This window comes from Dietzia sp. ANT_WB102 (assembly GCF_008369165.1).
Taxonomy (GTDB): Bacteria; Actinomycetota; Actinomycetes; order Mycobacteriales; family Mycobacteriaceae; genus Dietzia.
On sequence record NZ_VOBA01000001.1, the window covers coordinates 549,670 to 567,914 of the forward strand.

The window sequence follows — 18,245 nt, forward strand, 5'->3', positions numbered from 1 at the left end:
TAATGTCAGGTGTAGCGCTGTGGCAGTCGCCACACCTTGTTGATCCGGAGGTCGACTGCGATGTCCAGCATCGAATACATCCGCCCCGCCGACGGGGCACCACACACACCCCACCACGACCACGTCACCACGGACATCGAGCCGTACCCGTGGTCCGACGCCAAGCGGTACCTGTGGCTACTCGGCCTGGTCCCGGCGATGGGACTGTTCCTGTCGATGCCGTTTGTCGCCGGTTTCAACGCCCTGGGCTGGGAGGTAGCCGCCACGGTCGCGTGGTTCCTGCTGCCGTTACTGGTCTACGTTGCGATCCCGCTCGCCGACCTCGCCGTGGGCGCCGACGGGGAGAACCCACCGGACGAAGTGATGGACAAGCTCGCGGCCGACCCGTTCTACCGGTGGTGCACCTACCTCTACATCCCGTTCCAGTACGCCTCGTTGATCGCGGCATGTTACCTGTGGAGCTCCAACGACCTATCGTGGCTCGGATACGACGGCGGGCTGGGCATCGCCGCCTCGATCGGTGTTGCGTGGACCGTAGCTATCACGGGCGGAATCGGCATCAACACCGCCCACGAACTGGGCCACAAGATTGCCGGAAGCGAGAAGTGGCTCTCCAAGGTCGCCCTCGCCACCACCGGTTACGGCCACTTCTTCATCGAGCACAACCGCGGTCATCACGCTCGCGTGGCAACCCCGGAGGACCCCGCGAGTTCGCGGCTCGGCGAGTCGTTCTGGATGTTTTTGCCGCGCAGTGTCGTGGGCTCGGCGCGGTCGGCATGGTCGCTGGAGAAGGAACGACTGGGCCGACTGGGCAAGGGCCCGTGGACCATCCGCAACGACAACCTCAACGCATGGCTCATGACCGTGGTGCTGTTCGGCGCTCTCATCGCGATCTTCGGATGGCAGGTCGCGCCCTGGCTGATCGTCCAGGCCATCTTCGGCTTCTCCCTGCTTGAGGTGGTCAACTACCTCGAGCATTACGGACTGCTCCGGCAAAAGACCTCCGCCGGTCGCTACCAGCGCTGCCGCCCCGAGCACTCGTGGAACTCCGACCACCTGGTGACCAACATCTTCCTGTACCACCTGCAGCGTCACTCGGACCACCACGCCAACCCCATGCGCCGGTACCAGGTCCTTCGCAGCTTCGAGCAGGCCCCGCAGCTGCCGTCGGGCTACGCCTCGATGATCGTCCTGGCGTACATCCCGCCGCTGTGGCGCAGAGTCATGGACAAGCGAGTCCTCGCGCACTACGACGGTGACATCACCCGCGCGAACATCCAGCCGTCCAAGCGGGGCAAGCTTCTCGCCCGCTACGGGGTCGACTCTTCTGCGGCCGGCGCCACGGCGGTGACGGAGAGGATCGTCCCCGACACCGACATCGCCACCGAGCAGGTCTCCCCCACCGGTGAATACGTGTGCCCCAATTGCGGGAACCACTACTCCGAGGCCGCCGGCCTGCCGCGCGAGGGTTTCCCACCCGGCACCCCCTGGTCGGCCATCCCCGACACCTGGCAGTGCTCCGACTGTGGCGTGCGGGACAAGATGGATTTCCGGCCCGTGAAGTGACCCCGTGCACGGGGGGCGGCGATGAGGTCCCCGCCGCACGTCGGAGGGGATCAGGAACAATGGACGCCATGCCCCGTCACCGTGCGACAAGTGACCGACGCTCCTCCACCGACACCCGCGGGGAGCGTCGGTCACTGCGGTCAACGGTGTTCGAAGCCATGCACGAACTGCTGGGTACGAGCGACTGGTCATCGGTCACCATGTCCGACGTGGCCAAGGCCGCCGGACTGAGCCGCCAGACTCTGTACAGCACCTTCGGAAACCGTCAGGGACTCGCCCAGGCCTACGCCCTCCAACTGTCCGAGACGTTTGCCGGGGAGATCCGCGACTCGATCATCCGCCACCCAGGACAGATCGAGACCGCCCTGCGCGAAGGCATCAACGGCTTCCTGCTCTCCAGCCGCAGCGACCCGCTTGTCCGCGCACTGCTCACCGGGGACATCAAGCCCGACCTCCTGCGGCTGATCACCACCGAGGCCGGCCCATTGATCGAGCGGGCCACCGAGGTCCTCACCCCGGCGCTGTCGGACAGCTGGATGCGGATCGAGAAGTCGCAGGCGCGACTCGCGGCGTCGATCATCGCCCGGATCGGCATCAGCTTCATCTCGCTGCCGCCCAACGACCCCGAGCAGCTCGCCACCGGCCTCACCGAGGTCATCGCGCCGTACCTGGAGAAGGTCGTCCACGTCGACGTGCAACACTGAGCCTCGCGGACGCGGCACGAGCCCCCCGGCACCGCGGTAGGCCGGGCCGGGGGCACCGCGTCGCGCTAGGGCGCGTCAGCGATGGTCGATCGCGCGCCCGGCTTCCCCGGCACCGGAACGCTCGCCTCGAGGAACAATCCCCGCGCCTGCACACACAGCCGATCCCCGGCGTGGATCGTGGCGTGGGTCCACGTCTTCCGGCCACTGAACTCCTCCACCCACGCGCGGAAAGTCAACGGCTGGAGCAGCGGGGTGGGCGAACGATAGTCGATCTCGTAGTGCGCCGTCATCCCGAAGCGACCGCCCCAGTGGTTGGCGAAGCCCATCATGTGGTCGATGATGAGCGCGCTGATCCCCCCGTGAACACACCCGGGCGGGCCCTGATACACGGGGCCGAGAGTCACTTCCGCGGTCACCGACCCGTCGTCGCACCCGAAGAATTTCACTGGGGGCGCGATGGGGTTCTCCTGACCCCCGACCGGGTTGGAGCGCCGGGTCCCTGCTCCGGTCCACATCATCTCAAGGCGCTGCTCGGGGGTCGGCACCCGCGGTTCGAGCAGATCGGCCACCTCGGCAAGGCGGTCGGCGATGTCTCCGAGCTCCACCTCCGAGTGCGCCAGCGCTGCCGTCGCCTCCCGCAATCTGCGCAGCTCGGCGACGGCCCGATCGAGTTCCGGGTCAGCCGGCGCCAACTCCGGGACGGGGACCGGAGCGAACGACTCGCCGAGGCGTTGACGCGCCGCCTCGAGGGAGAACTCCTCCTCCGGACCCAACCCCGGGAGGGGTACTCCGCCAAATCCGGGACTATCGCTGTGTTTAGTCATAGTCTTAGCGTATGTCGACACCTGTCAATCCGAAGCAGTTCGATCCCGCTACCTATGGCCCGTGGGCCCTCGTCGTGGGCGGAAGTGAGGGCGTGGGCGCCGAGATCGCGTTCCGCCTCGCCGATCAGGGGGTGTCATCGGTGCTCGTCGCGCGTAAGACCGGCCCCCTCGAGGAGACCGCCGAAGCCGTGCGCGCCAAGGGCGTCGAGTGCCGCGTCGTGTCGGTCGACCTCACCGAGCCCGGCGCCACCGAGGGCATCGCCTCGGTCTGCGAGGGGCTCGACCTCGGCCTGATCGTGCTCAACGCCGGAGCCAACACCTACGGCTCCGAGTTCGTCGAGGCGGACATGGACCAGGTCCAGAAGGTCATCGACCTCAACATCACCTCGCCGATGCAGATCATCCGGAACTTCGGTCCCGCACTCAAGGCCCGCGGACGCGGCGGCATCGTGGTGATGGGGTCGATGGCCGGTTACCTCGGCCACGCCGACATGAGCGTGTACTCCGCCGCCAAGGCATTCAGCCGGGTCTTCGTCGAGGGCCTCTGGCTGGAGATGCGCGAGTACGGGGTGGACGTCGTCGAGGTCATCCTCGGCGTCACCCGCACGCCCGCCATGATCCGCGCCGGCCTGGACATGGACCTGCCCGGCATGACGGTCAGCGAGCCCGCCGAGGTCGCCGAGGAGGTCCTGGCCTCGATCGGTAACGGGCCCGTGCACGTCTGTGGTGGAGAGAGCAACCGCCAGGGCGTCGAGTTCTCCTCCGGCGTCAACCGTGGTCGGATCGTGGCCGGCGCGCACAAGCGGATGAAGGCACTGCGCGGCAACAGCTGACCAGACGACCCCAGCGCCCTTGGTCTTTCCGGTCACCTGCCGGAATGGCCGGGGGCGCGGTCTCGGGCTCGGTCGAGTGGGTTCAGCCCCGGGCCAACCACTCATCCGCGGAGTCGGCGATCGCCTTGGGTACCACGAACATCCCCTCCGCGATCGCACAGATCGTCTCGCCGCTGGACACCGTTCCGGTCGTCCAGATCTTTCGCCCGTCGCGGCGCTCCTGTTTAGCTTCGAAGAGGAGCGGCGTGTTGAGAGGAGTCGGCGATTGATAGGTGATGCGGAGATCGACTGTCATCGCCACCGTCTTCGCGGCAGCGTTGGCCAACCCGAGGAGCTCGTCGAAGATCAGCGCCACGATCCCACCGTGGACACACCCGGGCGGGCCCTGGTACTCGGTCCCCAGGACAAGGTCTGCTCGGACCACACCATCAGGAAGTAGCACCGTCTCGAGCGGCGGCGCCATGGGGTTCCGGTTCCCCGTCACGGGGTTGGTGCCGATGTGGTCGAGTGACCCCCAGTCGCCGAAGTCGGCCGGGTCGAACCTGGTTCCCATGGTCTCCAGGCGGTCCGCGAGCTCGCGGATGACCTCAGCCTCGGAATGGACATCATCAAACGCCCACCCAGCTACGAGACCCCGCAGGCGACGTAGTTGCCGGGTGAGTTCGGAGGCACCCGAAGCGTGGTCTGGCATCTCGAGAAAGGCCTCACCACGGTCGGTGTCGTCGGTCGTCACGAGTGGAGACCTTACCGTGCGCTCGTCGGCGGCCGACCGGTCCGGCCGCCCGCGCCCCTGTTCACCCACCGGACAGTCGCCGCCGGTTCTCGACCAACAGGTCGCCGGGCATCACGAACAGTCCTTCAGCGGTGGCGCACAGACGGTCTCCCGCATGGATCGCTCCCTGCGCCCACACCTTGCGGCCGTCCACGCGCACCTGCCGGCCGGTCACCACGATCGGCTCCAGGATCGGTGTCGGGCTGCGGTAGTCGACGTCCAGGTACACGGTCATACCGGTCTGACCGGTATGGAAGTTGGCGCGACCGAGAACCACGTCGAAGAGCAGGGCCACCACGCCACCGTGCACGCAGGCCGGAGGCCCCTGATACTCGAGGCCGAGCGTGGTCTCACCGCGGAGGGTGCCGTCGGGAAGCCTGTCGAACTCGACCGGCGGGGCGAGCACGTTCGCCCGTCCGAGGATGGGGCAGTTGTCGATGTAGTCACCCGTCGACCAGGTGACCGCCTGTCGGCGCTCCGGACCCGCCGACGCGGCCTCGAGTTCGTCCGCGATATCGCGCAGGCGCTCTGTCAACGGTTCGAGGTCCGTGTCCAGGACCGCCCCGGTCGTCAGCGCGCGAATCCTTCGAACCTGATCGACCAGGGCGAACACGCCGGCCTCGTCGTCGTCCATCCGGTCGATCGGCAGCCCGCCCGCCCCTGAGGCCCGGAGAGGACCGAGGTCTATTCTGGGACGGTCTCGGCGCGCCGGCGCCTGGTCGGGTGTGGTCACGCCTGCACCGCCCCGGCCGCGCCCAGTCCCGCACGCCGCCCGTAGAACGAGCCGTCGCCGAGGGACGTACCGGAGATGTATCCATCACCGTGCAGTCCGTGAGTGCAGCGGCCGGCGGCGAACAGACCCGGGATCGCCTCCCCGGCGCGGTCCAGCACGCGCGACTGCAGATCCGTGTGGAGACCGCCGAGGGTGAAGCCCTGCGCCTTGAGGGTGAGGCCATTGAAGCTGTCCGGGCCGCCCGCGCCCGTGGGGTAGGCCCCGAACGGTGGCTCGAGGGGGCGCACCCACTGGGCGTTCTTGCCGAACTGCGGGTCCTCGCCGCGCTCCGCGCCGGCGTTGTAGCGGCGTAGTTGGTCGGCCAGCGCATCGGCGGGAAGGCCGCAGTCGGCGGCGAGCTCTTCGATCGTCTCGGCGGCGTGCATGGGCTGCATGCCCCACAGTTCGGACTCGGGGACGTCCTCGATGCCCTTCTCGTCGATGATCACCCACACCGGCGGGCGCCGGTGGTGGACAGCGGCGTGGCAGTACAGGCCCGGGTACACCTCTTCGTTGATAAAGCGCTGTCCGTCGCCGTCGACGAGCATCGCCCCCACCACCAGGCGCGGGATGATGAGCATCGCGGTCTCGGTCTGGTGCATGCGCCGCACCGCCGCGCCGATCTCCATGCCCATCTCGATGCCCGAGCCGTCATCGCGGCCGTCGGAGACCTTGTCCTTGCCCAGCTGCTGCGGGGCCCACTGCTCGAGCATTCTGTCGTTGTCCACGAACCCGCCCGTGGCCAACACCACGCCGCCGGTGGCCCGGAACTCCCGCTCCTCGCCGAACTCCGTGGCGCGCACGCCTACGACACGGCCGTCGTCCACGATGAGTGAGCGAACCTTGATATCGCACTCCAGCGTCACGCCGGCCTTCTCGGCGCTCGCGACGAGCGAATCCATGAGGACGTTGCCGGCGAAGTTCGGCGCGGGCGGGCGGTGACCGCGTGCAGCCGGGGTCGCGATCGAGGCGTACGGCTCGGCCCGCTCACCCATCCACATCAGGCCCGAATCGTCGCCTGCCATCCAGGTGGGCGTGTCCCACAACTTGGGCTGGAACACCGCACCGTGGGCGACCAGCCAGTCGTGGTGCTCCACGGCGCCCGCGCAGTAGTCGGCAATTTTGGCCTCGTCGGCGTTGGGCCCGAGTGCGGCCAGGAGGAACGCGCGCATGTCGGCCTCGGTGTCCGCCATACCCACCGCCTGCTGTGTGGCCGTTCCGCCGCCGAGGTACACCTCGCCGCCTGACTGCGCCGACGAGCCCCCCGGCCCGGAAGCGCCCTCCAGCACGATGACCGACGCTCCGGCTTCGGCCGCCTCGATCGCCGCGCAGGCCCCGGCGATGCCCATCCCCACCACGATGACGTCCGCCGTCCGTACGGCTGGACGAGTGTCCGTACCCATGTCCGTCATGACGGTCACACTACTGTGCGCCCCGTCACCGCAGCCCACTAGTGTCTGCCTTATGGACAACGAACCTGACACCCGACAAGTCCGCGACGGCGTCGACGCCCGCCTGGAGGCCCTGGAGGCCCGACTCGTCGCAGCCGAGACCGGACTTGATCGGGCGGCTGATGAACTGGCTGTCCTCCGTCTTCTGGCCTCGTACTCCCCCCGCGTCGACTCGGGGGACGCCGAGGGCGTCGCGGAGTTGTGGACCGAGGACGGCGTCTACGACGTGGACACCGGGGTGCTCGACGGGCACGACGGCCTCGTGGAGATGGTGAACGGAGACGCCCACCAGGGGCTCATCGCGCACGGCTGCGGGCACGTCCCGAGCCTGCCGGTGGTGCTGCTCGACGGGGACCGCGCGGTGGCGACCGGGTATACCCAACTCGTGGTGCGCTCGTCGCGCCCGGGTCGGTACACGGTGCTGCGCGTGACGGCGAGCCGGTGGGAGCTGGAGCGGCGCGGCCGGGTGGACGCGCCGGACCGCGGGTGGCGGGTCGTGTTGCGCACCGCGCGCGCGGTGACCGACGACGGCGAGGGCCGGGAACTGCTGGGACGGTCCCGCGAGAGGTAGCGTGGCAGGTATGAACCGCCGACGCCCCGCGGACGCCGACCCGACTCTGCGCGCGGGTCGTCTCGCGCTGCTGACGACCTCCGCGGTCCATCTGGGATTCCAGTCGATTGTCACCTCGGTGGTCTATCCCCAGTTGTTCGACGGCCCCACCCACGGGATCGCCGAACGTCAGGCCGACCACGCCCGCCGCATCGCCCCCGTGGCCCTCACTCTGTACGCGACGAGCCTGGGGGCGGTGGCGTGGGCGGCGTACGGTTCGGTGCGCTCGGGCGAACGTGGCGGTCTGGCGGCCACGATGCTCGCGTGCGCCACGGGCGTCGCCGTCCCGGCGATCACCGCCGGCGTGCTCCCGCTGCACATGGGGATCGCCCAGGAGCGGGTCACCGGCCCGAGGATCCAGGCACTGATGGCCACGGACCGGCTCCGTACTGGGCTGGCCGCACTGGGGCTCGCGGCGGCGGCGCAGGCCCTGAGCAGTCGCGACTAGTCGGACGCTAGCCGGGCCGCCCGGGCCTGCGGGCTGTGCCCCTTGCCCACGGCCGGGTCACCGCGAGCAGGGCGCCGCCGGCGATCGCTCCGACCGTCAGCGCCAGCAGGTGGTACGCGGGGATCAGGCCGAGTGATTCTGCGATCACCGCCGCGACGACCGCCGGCACGCCGAGCGCGAGGTACGCCACCACGAACAGCGCCGCGAACGCCTGCCCTCGCACCGCCGGCGGCGCGCTCTGCGCAACCAGGGTGGTGCCCATGAGGAACAGCAAACCCATCCCGAGACCGGTGAGCCCCGCGGCGACGATGAACCCGACGACCGACCGGGCTTCCAGCGACACCGACGCGGTCACGAGCCCCGTGACCAGGGTGAGGACACCGATCACCACCCCGCGCCGCCACTGCGAGGGACCGGACCGCAGATTCCACGCCAGCTGCGCGACTCCGGCCGCCGCCTGCAGGGCCGCCACGACCAGGCCGGTGACGAGGTAGTCGGACGCGCCGATGAGGTCACGGGCGATCGCCCCGCCGAGACCGAGGAACACACCGCCGACGCACCACGACACGATCACGCACACGGCCGCCAGCGTGAAGGCGGACCTCATCTGCGGGGGCACGGACGGCGGACGTATGCGCAGCGCCGCACGCAGGCTCCCCGAGCCGCCGGCGGTCTCGGGGACGATCGCGGCCACGCCGACCGTGAGCGCGACCGTGAGGACGCCGATGACGAGGTAGGGGTGGACGAGGGGCGACGACGACGAGGTGGCCACCGCCCCGGCGAGCAGCACCCCGCCCGCGATGCCGAAGTTGGTGGTGGAACTACTGGTCAGGGCGCCGACCCGGGAATCCCTGGTCGGATGGAGTTCGATCAGAGCGGCGGTGGCCGATCCGGTGATCAGACCGACCGCCAGGCCCTGGACGACGCGGGCCGCGATCAGCCAGGCCACCGAGGACGCCGCCGCAAGCAAGCCCATGCTCAGGGCGAGCAGAATCAGGCCCGCCAGGATGACCGGGCGGCGGCCGATGGCGTCGGAGACCCTGCCGAGGAACAGCAGCGGAACCAGGACCGCGAGCGAGTACACGGCATAGACCACCGTGATGGCGGTGCCGCCGACGCCCCAGGCCTGCTGGTAGTCGACGTACAGGGGCGAAGGGGTGGCGCTGGAGGCCAAGGCTACGGTCACCACGAGCGCCATGAGCACGAACGGGGCCCGGGACGAGCGGGGGGTGGGGTGCACTGTCTCCCTATCCGCAGCGGGAGGGTGCCAGCCGGCTAGCGTGCCAGCCGGCGGGTGAGTGGAGCCTAGGGGATTCGAACCCCTGACATCTGCCTTGCAAAGGCAGCGCTCTACCAACTGAGCTAAGGCCCCGTACCTCCAAGCATAAACGCCGGACCGCGTCTAGCGGATCCGGCGTCTGCCTGACGGAGTGGGCCTAGGAGGACTTGAACCTCCGACCTCCAAATTATCAGTTTGGCGCTCTAACCACCTGAGCTATAGGCCCTTGTACCGAGAGGTCAATCTACCCGACTCCCTCGCCGCCACCCAAATCGGCGTACCCGGGTGGCGGCTCCCGGCACGTTCAGTAGCGGCGATCAGCGAGGGTGACCTGCACGCCGCCGCCGGTCAGCCCCGCCGCGAGGTTGTAGATGAACACTGCGAGGGTCGCCAGGATCGACAGCAGGAGCACGTTGAGAAGGCCCACTCCCCCGCTATAGAGGAAGATCGTCGACGGCCCGATTACTGCAGCGGACTCGTCGCCCGCCACGCCGGACAGCAGACCGCCGAGGCGGTCCCACACACCCATACCGGACAGCAGCAGGTACGTCACGCCGATGGCGACCATCCACACCAGGTAGAGGGCGAGCATCAGGCCCAGCACCGTGGTGAACGCCGACCATGGGTCGATCCTTCGGAGGACGAGAACCGACTCCATCGGTCCGCGGCGCTCGGTAGGCGGCACGATAGGCGCGGCGCGCCCGGCCGCGCCCCCCGAGTGGGCCCTGGACACACCCCCGCTCACACCCTCGGCACGGTGGTTGGTGGCGGCGGGGAACGCGGTGGTGGCCGACGCGCCTGAGACTGCCTCCGACCCGCCGTACCCGGGCGCCGGGGTCGACCCCTCGCGTGCGGGCCCGTCGGTGGCCGGGTCGGTCGGGTCGGTCGGGTCGGTCGGGTCGGTCATCCCCTACTCCTCCTCGACGGACTCGGCTTCGGACCGGTCCTCGTCGTCGGGCTCGTCGGCGTTGCGGGCGATGGCCAGCAACGAGTCGCCCTCGGCGAGGTTCATCAGTCGCACGCCCTTGGTCTGCCGGCCGGCCTTACGGACCTGCTTGGCAAACGTGCGGATGACTCCCCCGCTAGAGGTGATCGCGTACAACTCGTCCTGCAACTCCACGATCGTTGCGCCGACGAGCTTGCCGCGTTTGGGATCGAACATGAGCGTGAGCACGCCCTTGCCGCCCCGGCCCTGGGCCGTGTACTCGCTCAGCGCGGTGCGCTTGGAGTAACCGCGTTCGGTCGCGACCAGGAGGAAGTACTTCTCCTGGTCCGACGTGTCGGCCCGCACCACGGACATGCTCAGCAGGGCGTCTCCGTCGTTGAACCGCATTCCCATCACGCCGGACGTCGCGCGGCCCATCGGGCGCAGCGTGTCGTCGTTGGCGTGGAAGCGGATCGACTGTCCCTTCTCCGAGACCAGCAGCAGGTCGTCGTCGGGCCCGGCCAGCGCCGCACCGACCAGCTCGTCCCCGTCACGCAGATTCACGGCGATGAGGCCGCCCGAGCGCGGCGAGTCGTAATCCTCCAGCCTGGACTTCTTGACCAGACCGTTGCGCGTGGCCAGGACGAGGTAGGGCGCGTCCTGGTAGCTCTTGATCCGGATGACGCCGGCGATGCGTTCCTCGGGCTGGAAGGCCAGGAGGTTGGCCACGTGCTGGCCGCGCGCGGTGCGGTTCGCCTCGGGCAGTTCGTAGGCCTTGATCCGGTAAACGCGGCCCTTGGTGGTGAAGAACAGCAGCCAGTCGTGGGTGGAGGAGACGAAGAAGTGCCGGACGATATCGTCCTGCTTCAGCTCCGCCCCGCGCACGCCCTTGCCGCCGCGCTTCTGGGCGCGGTAGAGATCGGTGCGGGTCCGTTTGGCGTATCCGGTCTCGGTGATGGTGACGACGACGTCCTCGCGGGCGATGAGGTCCTCGTCCGTGACATCTCCGTCCGCCGGGATGATCCTCGTCCGGCGGTCGTCGCCGTACTTCTCGACGATCTCGCGGAGCTCGTCGGCGACGATCGCGCGCTGCCGCTCGGGCTTGGCGAGGATGTCCTTGTAATCGGCGATTTCGAGTTCGATCGCGGTGAGCTGGTCGACGATCTTCTGCCGCTCCAGGGCCGCGAGGCGGCGGAGCTGCATGTCCAGGATGGCTTGTGCCTGGTCGTCGTCGATGTCGAGAAGTTCCTTGAGGCCCTCGCGTGCGACCTCGACCGTCTCGGAACGCCGGATGAGTGCGATGACCTCGTCGAGCGCGTCGAGCGCCTTGACCAGCCCGCGAAGGATGTGAGCCCGCTTCTCGGCCTCGTCCAGCAGGTACTGGGTGCGCCGGACGATGACCTCGATCTGGTGCGTGACGTACAGCCGCACGAGGTGGTTCAGGGCCAGCGTCCGCGGTACGCCGTCGACGATCGAGAGCATGTTCGCACCGAACGACGTCTGTAGCTGCGAGTGCTTGTAGAGGTTGTTCAGCACGACCTTTGCCACGGCGTCGCGCTTGAGCGTGATGACGATCCGCAGGCCCACGCGGTCCGAGGATTCGTCGTCGATCTTGGAAATGCCGGCGATCTTCCCGTCGCGCAGCTGCTCCGCGATCGACAGGATCATATTGTCCGGGTTGACCTCGTAGGGCAGTTCCGTGATGACGATGACGGTCCGGCTGCCCTCCTCCTCGATGGAAGTCTTGCCCCGCATGCGGATCGAACCGCGCCCGGTCGTGTAGGCGTCCTTGATCCCCTGGTCGCCCACGATGAAGCCGTGGGTGGGGAAGTCGGGGCCCTTGATCCGTTCCATGCACGCCGCGAGGGTTTCCTCCTCGTCGGCATCCGGATGATCCAGGCACCAGTAGATCGCCTCGGCGACCTCACGCAAGTTGTGCGGCGGCATTTTGGTGGCCATGCCGACCGCGATGCCACTGGAACCGTTGATCAACAGGTTCGGCACTCGCGACGGCAGGACCACCGGCTCGGACGTCTTGCCGTCGTAGTTCGGCTGGAAATCGACCGTGTTCTTGTCGATGTCCCGGACCATCTCCATGGCCAGCGGGGTCATCTTGCACTCGGTGTAACGCATCGCGGCGGCACCGTCGTTGCCACGCGATCCGAAGTTGCCCTGACCGTCGACCATCGGATAGCGCATCGCCCACGGCTGGGCCAGTCGTACCAGGGTGTCGTAGATGGCCGAGTCACCGTGCGGGTGGTAGTTACCCATCGTGTCGGCGACCGGTTTGGCCGACTTCACGTAACTACGCTCGGGCCGGTAACCGTTGTCCCACATCGCGTAGAGGATCCGGCGATGGACGGGCTTGAGCCCGTCCCGCACGTCCGGGAGGGCTCGCCCGACGATGACGCTCATCGAGTAGTCGATGTAGCTTCTCTGCATCTCGGCCTGGATATCAACCGGCTCGATCCGGTCGTGACCCCCGGCTTCGGGCGGCAACGTCGTGTCCGTCATGGGCTCCTCTTCTGTCGCGCTCGAAACGACGCCCCGAGGGCACGCTTCGACCTTCCTAGTCTATAGGTCCTGCAGAAACACCGGCACGGGCGCGCGGGGACGTCGGCGAGACGGGGACTCAGCTGGGGCTGGGCACAGAGCCCCCGGGGCGGTCATGATGCGAAGGGGCGCCCGCCGACCACGGCGAGCGCCCCTTCTTCCGTGCCTGCCTGGCGACGACGTCACACGTCGAGGAACCTCACGTCACGGGCATTGCGAGTGATGAAGTTGCGGCGCGCATTCACGTCCTCACCCATGAGGATCGAGAACAGCTCGTCGGCCGCTGCAGCGTCCTCGAGCGTGACCTGACGGAGTGTGCGGACCGACGGGTCCATCGTGGTCTCCCAGAGCTCCTTGGGGTTCATCTCGCCGAGACCCTTGTAGCGCTGAATGCCGTCGTCGACGTTGATCTTGCGCTTGTTCTCCAGGCCGATCTTGAGCAGCTCGTCGCGTTCACGATCCGAGTAGGCGAAGTCCGGCTCGCCCTTGTTCCACTTGAGCTTGTAGAGCGGCGGCTGCGCCAGGTAGACGTACCCGTTCTCCACCAGCGGCTTCATGAACCGGAAGATGAGCGTGAGCAGCAGCGTCGAGATGTGCTGACCGTCGACGTCGGCGTCGGCCATCAGCACGATCTTGTGGTACCGCAGCTTGTCGATGTCGAATTCCTCATGGATGCCGGTGCCCAGAGCCGTGATGATGGTCTGGACCTCGGCGTTCTTGAGGACCCTGTCGATCCGCGCCTTCTCGACGTTGATGATCTTTCCGCGCAGCGGGAGGATTGCCTGGAACATCGAATCCCGACCGGACTTGGCCGAGCCGCCGGCGGAGTCGCCCTCCACGATGTACAACTCGGACTTGGCCGGATCCTTGGACCGGCAGTCCGCGAGCTTGCCGGGCAACCCGCCGATGTCGGTGGCCGATTTACGGCGCACCATCTCACGAGCCTTACGGGCGGCGACCCGGGCCTGACTCGACGCGATCGCCTTGTTGACGATGATCTTGGCCTCAGCGGGGTTGGCCTCGAACCAGTGCCCGACGTGCTCCGACACCTGGCGCTGGATGAAGCCCTTGACCTCGGTGTTGCCAAGTTTGGTCTTGGTCTGCCCCTCGAACTGCGGATTCGAGATCTTGGCCGACAGGACGGCCGCCAAGCCCTCGCGGATGTCGTCACCCGTGAGGTTGGAATCCTTCTCCTTGATGAGCTTCTTCTCGCGCGCATACTTGTTGACCAACGAAGTCAGCGCGGCGCGGAAGCCCTCTTCGTGGGTGCCGCCCTCGTGGGTGTTGATGGTGTTGGCGAAGGTGTGGACGGACTCCGAATAGCCGGAGTTCCACTGCATCGCGACCTCCACCTCGTGGCCGGTACCCTTGCCCTCGAAGTAGAGGATCGTCGGGTGGATCGAGGTCTTGGACTTGTTGATCGCCTTGACGTAATCCTTGAGCCCGTCCGGGTAATGGAAGGTGCGCTTGCGTTCGCGGACCTTGGCCGGCTCCGCGGGGGCCGGCACGGCGACTTCTGCCTCGTGCGCTCCCTCGACAAACGCCTCTTCGACGTCCACGGCGCGCGACAGGTCTGACCCCTCGTCCGAGCCGGGCGCCGTTTCCGCGCCTCCGACCTCGCTGTCCGCAATCGCGTCCAGCTCCGCAGCCTCCCCGGCCCGTGAGCGCCGGTCGGTCAACGTGATGGTCAACCCCTTGTTGAGGAACGCCATCTCCTGAAGGCGGCGGGCCACCACATCGAAGTCGTACTCGGTGCTCTCGAAGATCGACGGGTCCGCCCAGAAACGGACCCTCGTGCCGGTCCCCTCGGCGGGGCCGGCGTCGACCAGTTCCGCGGGGATCGCCATGTCGAAGTCCTGCTTCCACAGGCGCCCGTCGCGCTTGATCTGCACCTCGACCCGGGTCGACAGCGCGTTGACCACCGAGATGCCGACACCGTGGAGTCCGCCGGAGACCGCGTAGGAGTCCGAGTCGAACTTGCCACCGGCGTGCAGCTGGGTCATGACCACCTGCACGGTGGGCATGCCCTGCTCGTGCATCTCCACGGGGATGCCTCGCCCGTCGTCGACGACCTCTACGCCGCCGTCCTCCAGCAACGTGACCTTGACGCCGGTCGCATAACCCGCCATCGCCTCGTCGATGGAGTTGTCGACGACCTCCCAGATCAGGTGGTGCAGTCCCCGCAATCCGGTGGAGCCGATGTACATACCCGGCCGCATCCGGACGGCCTCAAGCCCTTCGAGAACGGTGATCGAAGATGCACCGTATTCCTTGGGCCCGTTGTTGTTGGCCTTGGTTTTGGCGTCCGCCACGTGCGAACTCCTCGCGTCTCGGGGGTCTGGACCTGGCCAGTCTACCTGCGATAACCAGCACGGGGGCCAGGGGCACGCCCGGTGCTCATCCGTACGTGTCGCGGGGTCCCCGGCCGGACACGTGCAGTGGCCCCTTTCGCCAACTCGGTTTCTCGGGACCCTCCACCTTGAGACGGCGGACGTGGCCCGGCCCCATGGCGGCGGCGATTTTCCGGAGAATGTCGGCCGCCACGAGCCTTAGCTGGGTGGCCCAGGCCGTACTCGACGCCCGCACGTAGAGGATCCCCTCCTCCAGTCGTTCCGGCGTGGCATGCGCAGCGACGTCCTCACCGACGATGCGGTCCCACTCCGCGAACAGTCGCCCGGTGGTGACCTTGTCGTCCCAACCCCGCTTCTTGGCGACCTGCCCCACGAGCTTTCCCAGGGGCTGCGGGTCCCACGGGTCGGCACCTGCGCCCGTCCACCCGCGCTTTCGTAGTCGCTTGCCCGCGCCCACCGGGCCGGTGCGCCCCCGGCCCACTTGTTTGCCCTCCGCCCGCGCCCGGGCTCGGGCCTCCTCAAGCGCCTGCTTGGCGATGTCATAACCACGTTGTGGCGGGTCAGACGGTGTTACGGGATCCCTGCCGGTTCGATCCGTCACGGTTCTGCCCTACTTCCGGTACCAGTGTTGCCTTCGTCGTCGCCGTCATCTCCACCACGCGCCACGCCGTCGCCCCGGTGTCGTGACACCGTCATCGCCGAGTGACGATCCGCCCCCTCACCCGTCATGACGACGTCATGACGGACCCCGCGAAGCGAGTCCGGAACGTCCTCGCCCACCGCGGCGGTGATGAGCACCTGCTCGACCCCGGCGGCGACGTCGGCCAGCGCGGCGCGCCGGTGTCGGTCGAGTTCGGCGAAGACATCATCGAGGAGCAGGACCGGTTCGACTCCGTCTGCCCGGAACATCTCCAGCGATCCGAGGCGTAGCGCGAGCGCGAACGACCACGTCTCACCGTGGCTGGCGAACCCCTTCGCGGGCTCGTCTCCGAGGCTGAGAATGAGGTCGTCCCGATGGGGTCCGACGAGCGACATCCCGCGGTCGATCTCGTCGCGCCTGCGTTGGCCGAGCTCGGCGAGCAACACCGCCTCTACGAGTTCTGGATCGGCCAACTCCGATTCGTCGGGGGCGTCCGCGACGCGGAATCGGTAGTTCAGATCGGCGGGGCGGGACTCGGGGGCGAGGCCGCGATAGGCATCGACGACGAGGGGGCGCAACTGTCGGAGGAGTTCGATCCGACCGGCAACCAATCGTGCTCCGAGTTCTGCGAGCCGGCCGTCCCACACGTCGAGGGTGTCCAGGACTGCGGCGGAGTCCTCCGGCCGGCCGCGCCGCACTGCGCTGGACGCGGACTTGAGCAGCGCGGTTCGCTGGCGCAGCACCGAAGAGTACTCGCTGAGGTCGCCACCGAGAGTGGGGCGACGCTGAACCATCAGTTCGTCCAGGAGTCGGCGACGTTCGGCCGGCTCGCCTCGGACCAATGCCAGGTCCTCGGGTGCGAAGAGAACGGACTGAACGACCCCGAGGATGTCTGACAGTCGCCGACAGGGCGAGGTGTTGAGTCGTGCCCGGTTGGCCTTACCGGAGTTGAGAGCGAGTTCGACCGTCAGTTCACGTCCCGCGTTATGAGCGAGTGCGCCGACCAGGGCGGTATCGGCGCCGGTCCTGATCATCGGGGCGTCCGACGCCACCCGGTGGGATCGCAGGCTGGCCAGGACGCCGATCGCCTCGAGGACGTTGGTCTTGCCGTGTCCGTTCCGCCCGACCAGGGTCGTGACCCCGGGCTCGAGATCCAGCTCAAGCAGTGGCCAGGAGCGGAAGTCGAGGAGCCTCAGGTGACGCAGGTGCATACCGGATCGATTCCGGGGGCCGGCCTCAGCCCGGCAGGCGAACGGGCATGAGCAGGTAGGTGTGGTCGGACTCCACGGGGGCGATCGCGCCATCGGCGCCCTGCTCAGGGAGGGTCTCGGGTGCGGGACGCAGCACGGCCGGTCGGCTCGGCTGGGTGAAACCGAACGCGACGCGTGCGGCGTGGACGCTGCCGAGGCCGTCGAGCAGGTACCCGGGGTTGAAAGCGATGGTCAGCGGTTCTCCGACGAAGTCCACCTGGAGCGTCTCGTTGGCCTGCGCGGCGTCGTCGCCCCCGGCTGAGAGGGCGAGCTCGCCATCCGAGAACGCCATGCGGACCTGGACGCCACGGTCCGCCACCAGGGCCACGCGCTTGATCGCCTGGACGAGCGGCTCCACGTCCACGACAGCAACGGAGGTGTGTTGGGGCGGGAGCAACTGACGGACCTTGGGGAACTCCGCGTCAAGTAGCCGGGTTGTGGTGCGCTGGCCGGAGACCAACACGCCGAGGATCCCCTCGGCACCCACGTCGGATCCCGCACCGAGGCTCAGATCCACACGACCACCATGTCCGGCGGAACGGGTGACCTCTGACAGCGCCTTGGCGGGGATGAGGACCTCGACGGCCACATCCTCACGGGCGGGCTCCCAGTCGAATTCGCGGATTGCCAGGCGGAACCGGTCGGTGGCGATGAGCGTCACCCGGGTGCCCTCGATTTCCATGCGGATGCCCGTAAGCATGGGCAGCGTGTCGTCCTTGCCCGCCGCGACGACGACCTGGGACACAGCCTCAGAAAATGCATCGACCTCGGCAGATCCGGTGACCTCAGGCATTGCAGGCAGCTGCGGGTAGTCCTCGACCGGCATGGTCGGGAGGGTGAACTTCGCGGAACCGCAGCTGATGTACATCTTCTGCGCGGTGACAACCACCTCGACCGGACGGTCGGGCAGGGCTCGCGCGATGTCCGCCAGCAGCCGGCCGGAGACCAGGGTGCTTCCGGGCTCAGACACCTCAGCCGGAACGGAGACCTGCGCCGATGTCTCGTAGTCGAAACCCGAGATCGTCAATCCCGAATCGGCCTCGAGTAGTACCCCGCCGAGGATCGGGACCGACGGACGGGACGGCAGCGTGCGAGCCACCCAGGCCACGGAGTCCGCGAAGTCCTCGCGGGTGACGCGGAACGTCGGATCCGTGATCTCCATCGATGACCTCTTTCAGGCGGGGCGGATACCGGGGGCCGGTATCTGGACGATTGGTCGGTTCGGGTTCGTGCTGTGCGCTTCCGCCGCCGGGGCGGAACGTCTCCA

The 18,245-nt window shown here is 68.0% G+C and carries 16 protein-coding genes and 2 tRNA genes; 5 read left to right on the top strand and 13 right to left on the bottom strand.

The genetic code is table 11. The features are described from left to right. The first annotated feature begins 60 nt into the window (after nt 1-60). The gene (locus FQ137_RS15625; RefSeq protein WP_149290976.1) at nt 61-1,566 is read left to right on the top strand and encodes a fatty acid desaturase; all 1,506 of its coding nucleotides are present in this window, start codon (nt 61-63) and stop codon (nt 1,564-1,566) included. Nucleotides 1,567-1,634: 68 nt separating this feature from the next. Beyond that, nucleotides 1,635-2,270, top strand: coding sequence for a TetR/AcrR family transcriptional regulator (locus FQ137_RS02465; protein ID WP_255583430.1), 636 nt, complete (start codon nt 1,635-1,637; stop codon nt 2,268-2,270). Between the two features lie 65 nt (nt 2,271-2,335). Here FQ137_RS02465 and FQ137_RS02470 read toward each other — a convergent pair whose 3' ends face one another. Then, complete coding sequence (locus tag FQ137_RS02470; protein ID WP_149290978.1) at nt 2,336-3,094, bottom strand: PaaI family thioesterase; 759 nt, start codon at nt 3,092-3,094, stop codon at nt 2,336-2,338. A gap of 11 nt (nt 3,095-3,105) precedes the next feature. On the opposite strand from FQ137_RS02470, the gene FQ137_RS02475 reads away from it, so the two are divergent. After that, nucleotides 3,106-3,927: an SDR family oxidoreductase gene (locus FQ137_RS02475; RefSeq protein WP_149290979.1), complete on the top strand. Its 822-nt coding sequence runs from the start codon at nt 3,106-3,108 to the stop codon at nt 3,925-3,927. A gap of 82 nt (nt 3,928-4,009) precedes the next feature. Here FQ137_RS02475 and FQ137_RS02480 read toward each other — a convergent pair whose 3' ends face one another. The 3 genes from FQ137_RS02480 to FQ137_RS02490 form a co-directional block, all read right to left on the bottom strand. Continuing rightward, nucleotides 4,010-4,660 (bottom strand): PaaI family thioesterase, encoded by a 651-nt coding sequence (locus FQ137_RS02480; RefSeq protein ID WP_149290980.1) that lies wholly within the window; start codon nt 4,658-4,660, stop codon nt 4,010-4,012. A 61-nt stretch (nt 4,661-4,721) separates the two neighbouring features. Then, nucleotides 4,722-5,432 carry a PaaI family thioesterase gene (locus FQ137_RS02485; protein ID WP_223146486.1) on the bottom strand — a complete coding sequence of 237 codons (711 nt, stop codon included), beginning with the start codon at nt 5,430-5,432 and terminating at the stop codon, nt 4,722-4,724. Next, nucleotides 5,429-6,883, bottom strand: a complete 1,455-nt coding sequence (locus tag FQ137_RS02490; RefSeq protein ID WP_149290981.1) for an FAD-dependent oxidoreductase — start codon at nt 6,881-6,883, stop codon at nt 5,429-5,431. Before FQ137_RS02490 ends, FQ137_RS02485 begins: the two co-directional genes overlap by 4 nt. A 52-nt stretch (nt 6,884-6,935) precedes the next feature. Here FQ137_RS02490 and FQ137_RS02495 point away from each other — a divergent pair, with 52 nt between their 5' ends. Further along, a complete protein-coding gene (locus FQ137_RS02495; protein WP_149290982.1) occupies nt 6,936-7,493 on the top strand; it encodes a nuclear transport factor 2 family protein in 558 nt (185 codons plus the stop codon). A 10-nt stretch (nt 7,494-7,503) separates the two neighbouring features. Further along, nucleotides 7,504-7,980 (top strand): hypothetical protein, encoded by a 477-nt coding sequence (locus tag FQ137_RS02500; protein ID WP_149290983.1) that lies wholly within the window; start codon nt 7,504-7,506, stop codon nt 7,978-7,980. Between the two features lie 7 nt (nt 7,981-7,987). On the opposite strand, the gene FQ137_RS02505 is transcribed toward FQ137_RS02500, so the two are convergent. The 9 genes from FQ137_RS02505 to dnaN form a co-directional block, all read right to left on the bottom strand. Next, on the bottom strand, nt 7,988-9,220 hold the full coding sequence (locus FQ137_RS02505; RefSeq protein ID WP_149290984.1) for an MFS transporter: 1,233 nt from the start codon (nt 9,218-9,220) through the stop codon (nt 7,988-7,990). A gap of 59 nt (nt 9,221-9,279) precedes the next feature. Next, nucleotides 9,280-9,352 (bottom strand) — tRNA-Ala (locus tag FQ137_RS02510). Nucleotides 9,353-9,411: 59 nt separating this feature from the next. Then, nucleotides 9,412-9,485, bottom strand: a tRNA-Ile gene (locus tag FQ137_RS02515). A gap of 78 nt (nt 9,486-9,563) precedes the next feature. After that, nucleotides 9,564-10,166, bottom strand: coding sequence for a DUF3566 domain-containing protein (locus FQ137_RS02520; protein ID WP_149290985.1), 603 nt, complete (start codon nt 10,164-10,166; stop codon nt 9,564-9,566). Between the two features lie 3 nt (nt 10,167-10,169). Beyond that, on the bottom strand, nt 10,170-12,698 hold the full coding sequence (gene gyrA, locus FQ137_RS02525) for a DNA gyrase subunit A (protein ID WP_149290986.1): 2,529 nt from the start codon (nt 12,696-12,698) through the stop codon (nt 10,170-10,172). Between the two features lie 221 nt (nt 12,699-12,919). Then, entirely contained in the window at nt 12,920-15,049 is a 2,130-nt protein-coding gene (gene gyrB, locus FQ137_RS02530) for a DNA topoisomerase (ATP-hydrolyzing) subunit B (protein WP_149290987.1), read from the bottom strand. A gap of 85 nt (nt 15,050-15,134) precedes the next feature. Beyond that, complete coding sequence (locus FQ137_RS02535) at nt 15,135-15,689, bottom strand: DciA family protein (protein ID WP_149290988.1); 555 nt, start codon at nt 15,687-15,689, stop codon at nt 15,135-15,137. Then, nucleotides 15,686-16,939 (bottom strand): DNA replication/repair protein RecF, encoded by a 1,254-nt coding sequence (gene recF, locus FQ137_RS02540; protein ID WP_149290989.1) that lies wholly within the window; start codon nt 16,937-16,939, stop codon nt 15,686-15,688. The genes FQ137_RS02535 and recF overlap by 4 nt, the downstream gene beginning before the upstream one ends. Before the next feature lie 25 nt (nt 16,940-16,964). Next, complete coding sequence (dnaN, locus tag FQ137_RS02545; protein WP_149290990.1) at nt 16,965-18,140, bottom strand: DNA polymerase III subunit beta; 1,176 nt, start codon at nt 18,138-18,140, stop codon at nt 16,965-16,967. Nucleotides 18,141-18,245: the final 105 nt, after the last annotated feature.

Coding starts and splice junctions, on each gene's coding strand:
- gyrA (WP_149290986.1), bottom strand. CDS start 12,698: ATGACGGACACGACGTTGCCGCCCGAAGCCGGGGGTCACGACCGGATC.
- FQ137_RS02470 (WP_149290978.1), bottom strand. CDS start 3,094: ATGACTAAACACAGCGATAGTCCCGGATTTGGCGGAGTACCCCTCCCG.
- dnaN (WP_149290990.1), bottom strand. CDS start 18,140: ATGGAGATCACGGATCCGACGTTCCGCGTCACCCGCGAGGACTTCGCG.
- recF (WP_149290989.1), bottom strand. CDS start 16,939: ATGCACCTGCGTCACCTGAGGCTCCTCGACTTCCGCTCCTGGCCACTG.
- FQ137_RS02495 (WP_149290982.1), top strand. CDS start 6,936: ATGGACAACGAACCTGACACCCGACAAGTCCGCGACGGCGTCGACGCC.
- FQ137_RS15625 (WP_149290976.1), top strand. CDS start 61: ATGTCCAGCATCGAATACATCCGCCCCGCCGACGGGGCACCACACACA.
- FQ137_RS02490 (WP_149290981.1), bottom strand. CDS start 6,883: ATGACGGACATGGGTACGGACACTCGTCCAGCCGTACGGACGGCGGAC.
- FQ137_RS02500 (WP_149290983.1), top strand. CDS start 7,504: ATGAACCGCCGACGCCCCGCGGACGCCGACCCGACTCTGCGCGCGGGT.
- FQ137_RS02520 (WP_149290985.1), bottom strand. CDS start 10,166: ATGACCGACCCGACCGACCCGACCGACCCGACCGACCCGGCCACCGAC.
- FQ137_RS02475 (WP_149290979.1), top strand. CDS start 3,106: ATGTCGACACCTGTCAATCCGAAGCAGTTCGATCCCGCTACCTATGGC.
- FQ137_RS02465 (WP_255583430.1), top strand. CDS start 1,635: ATGCCCCGTCACCGTGCGACAAGTGACCGACGCTCCTCCACCGACACC.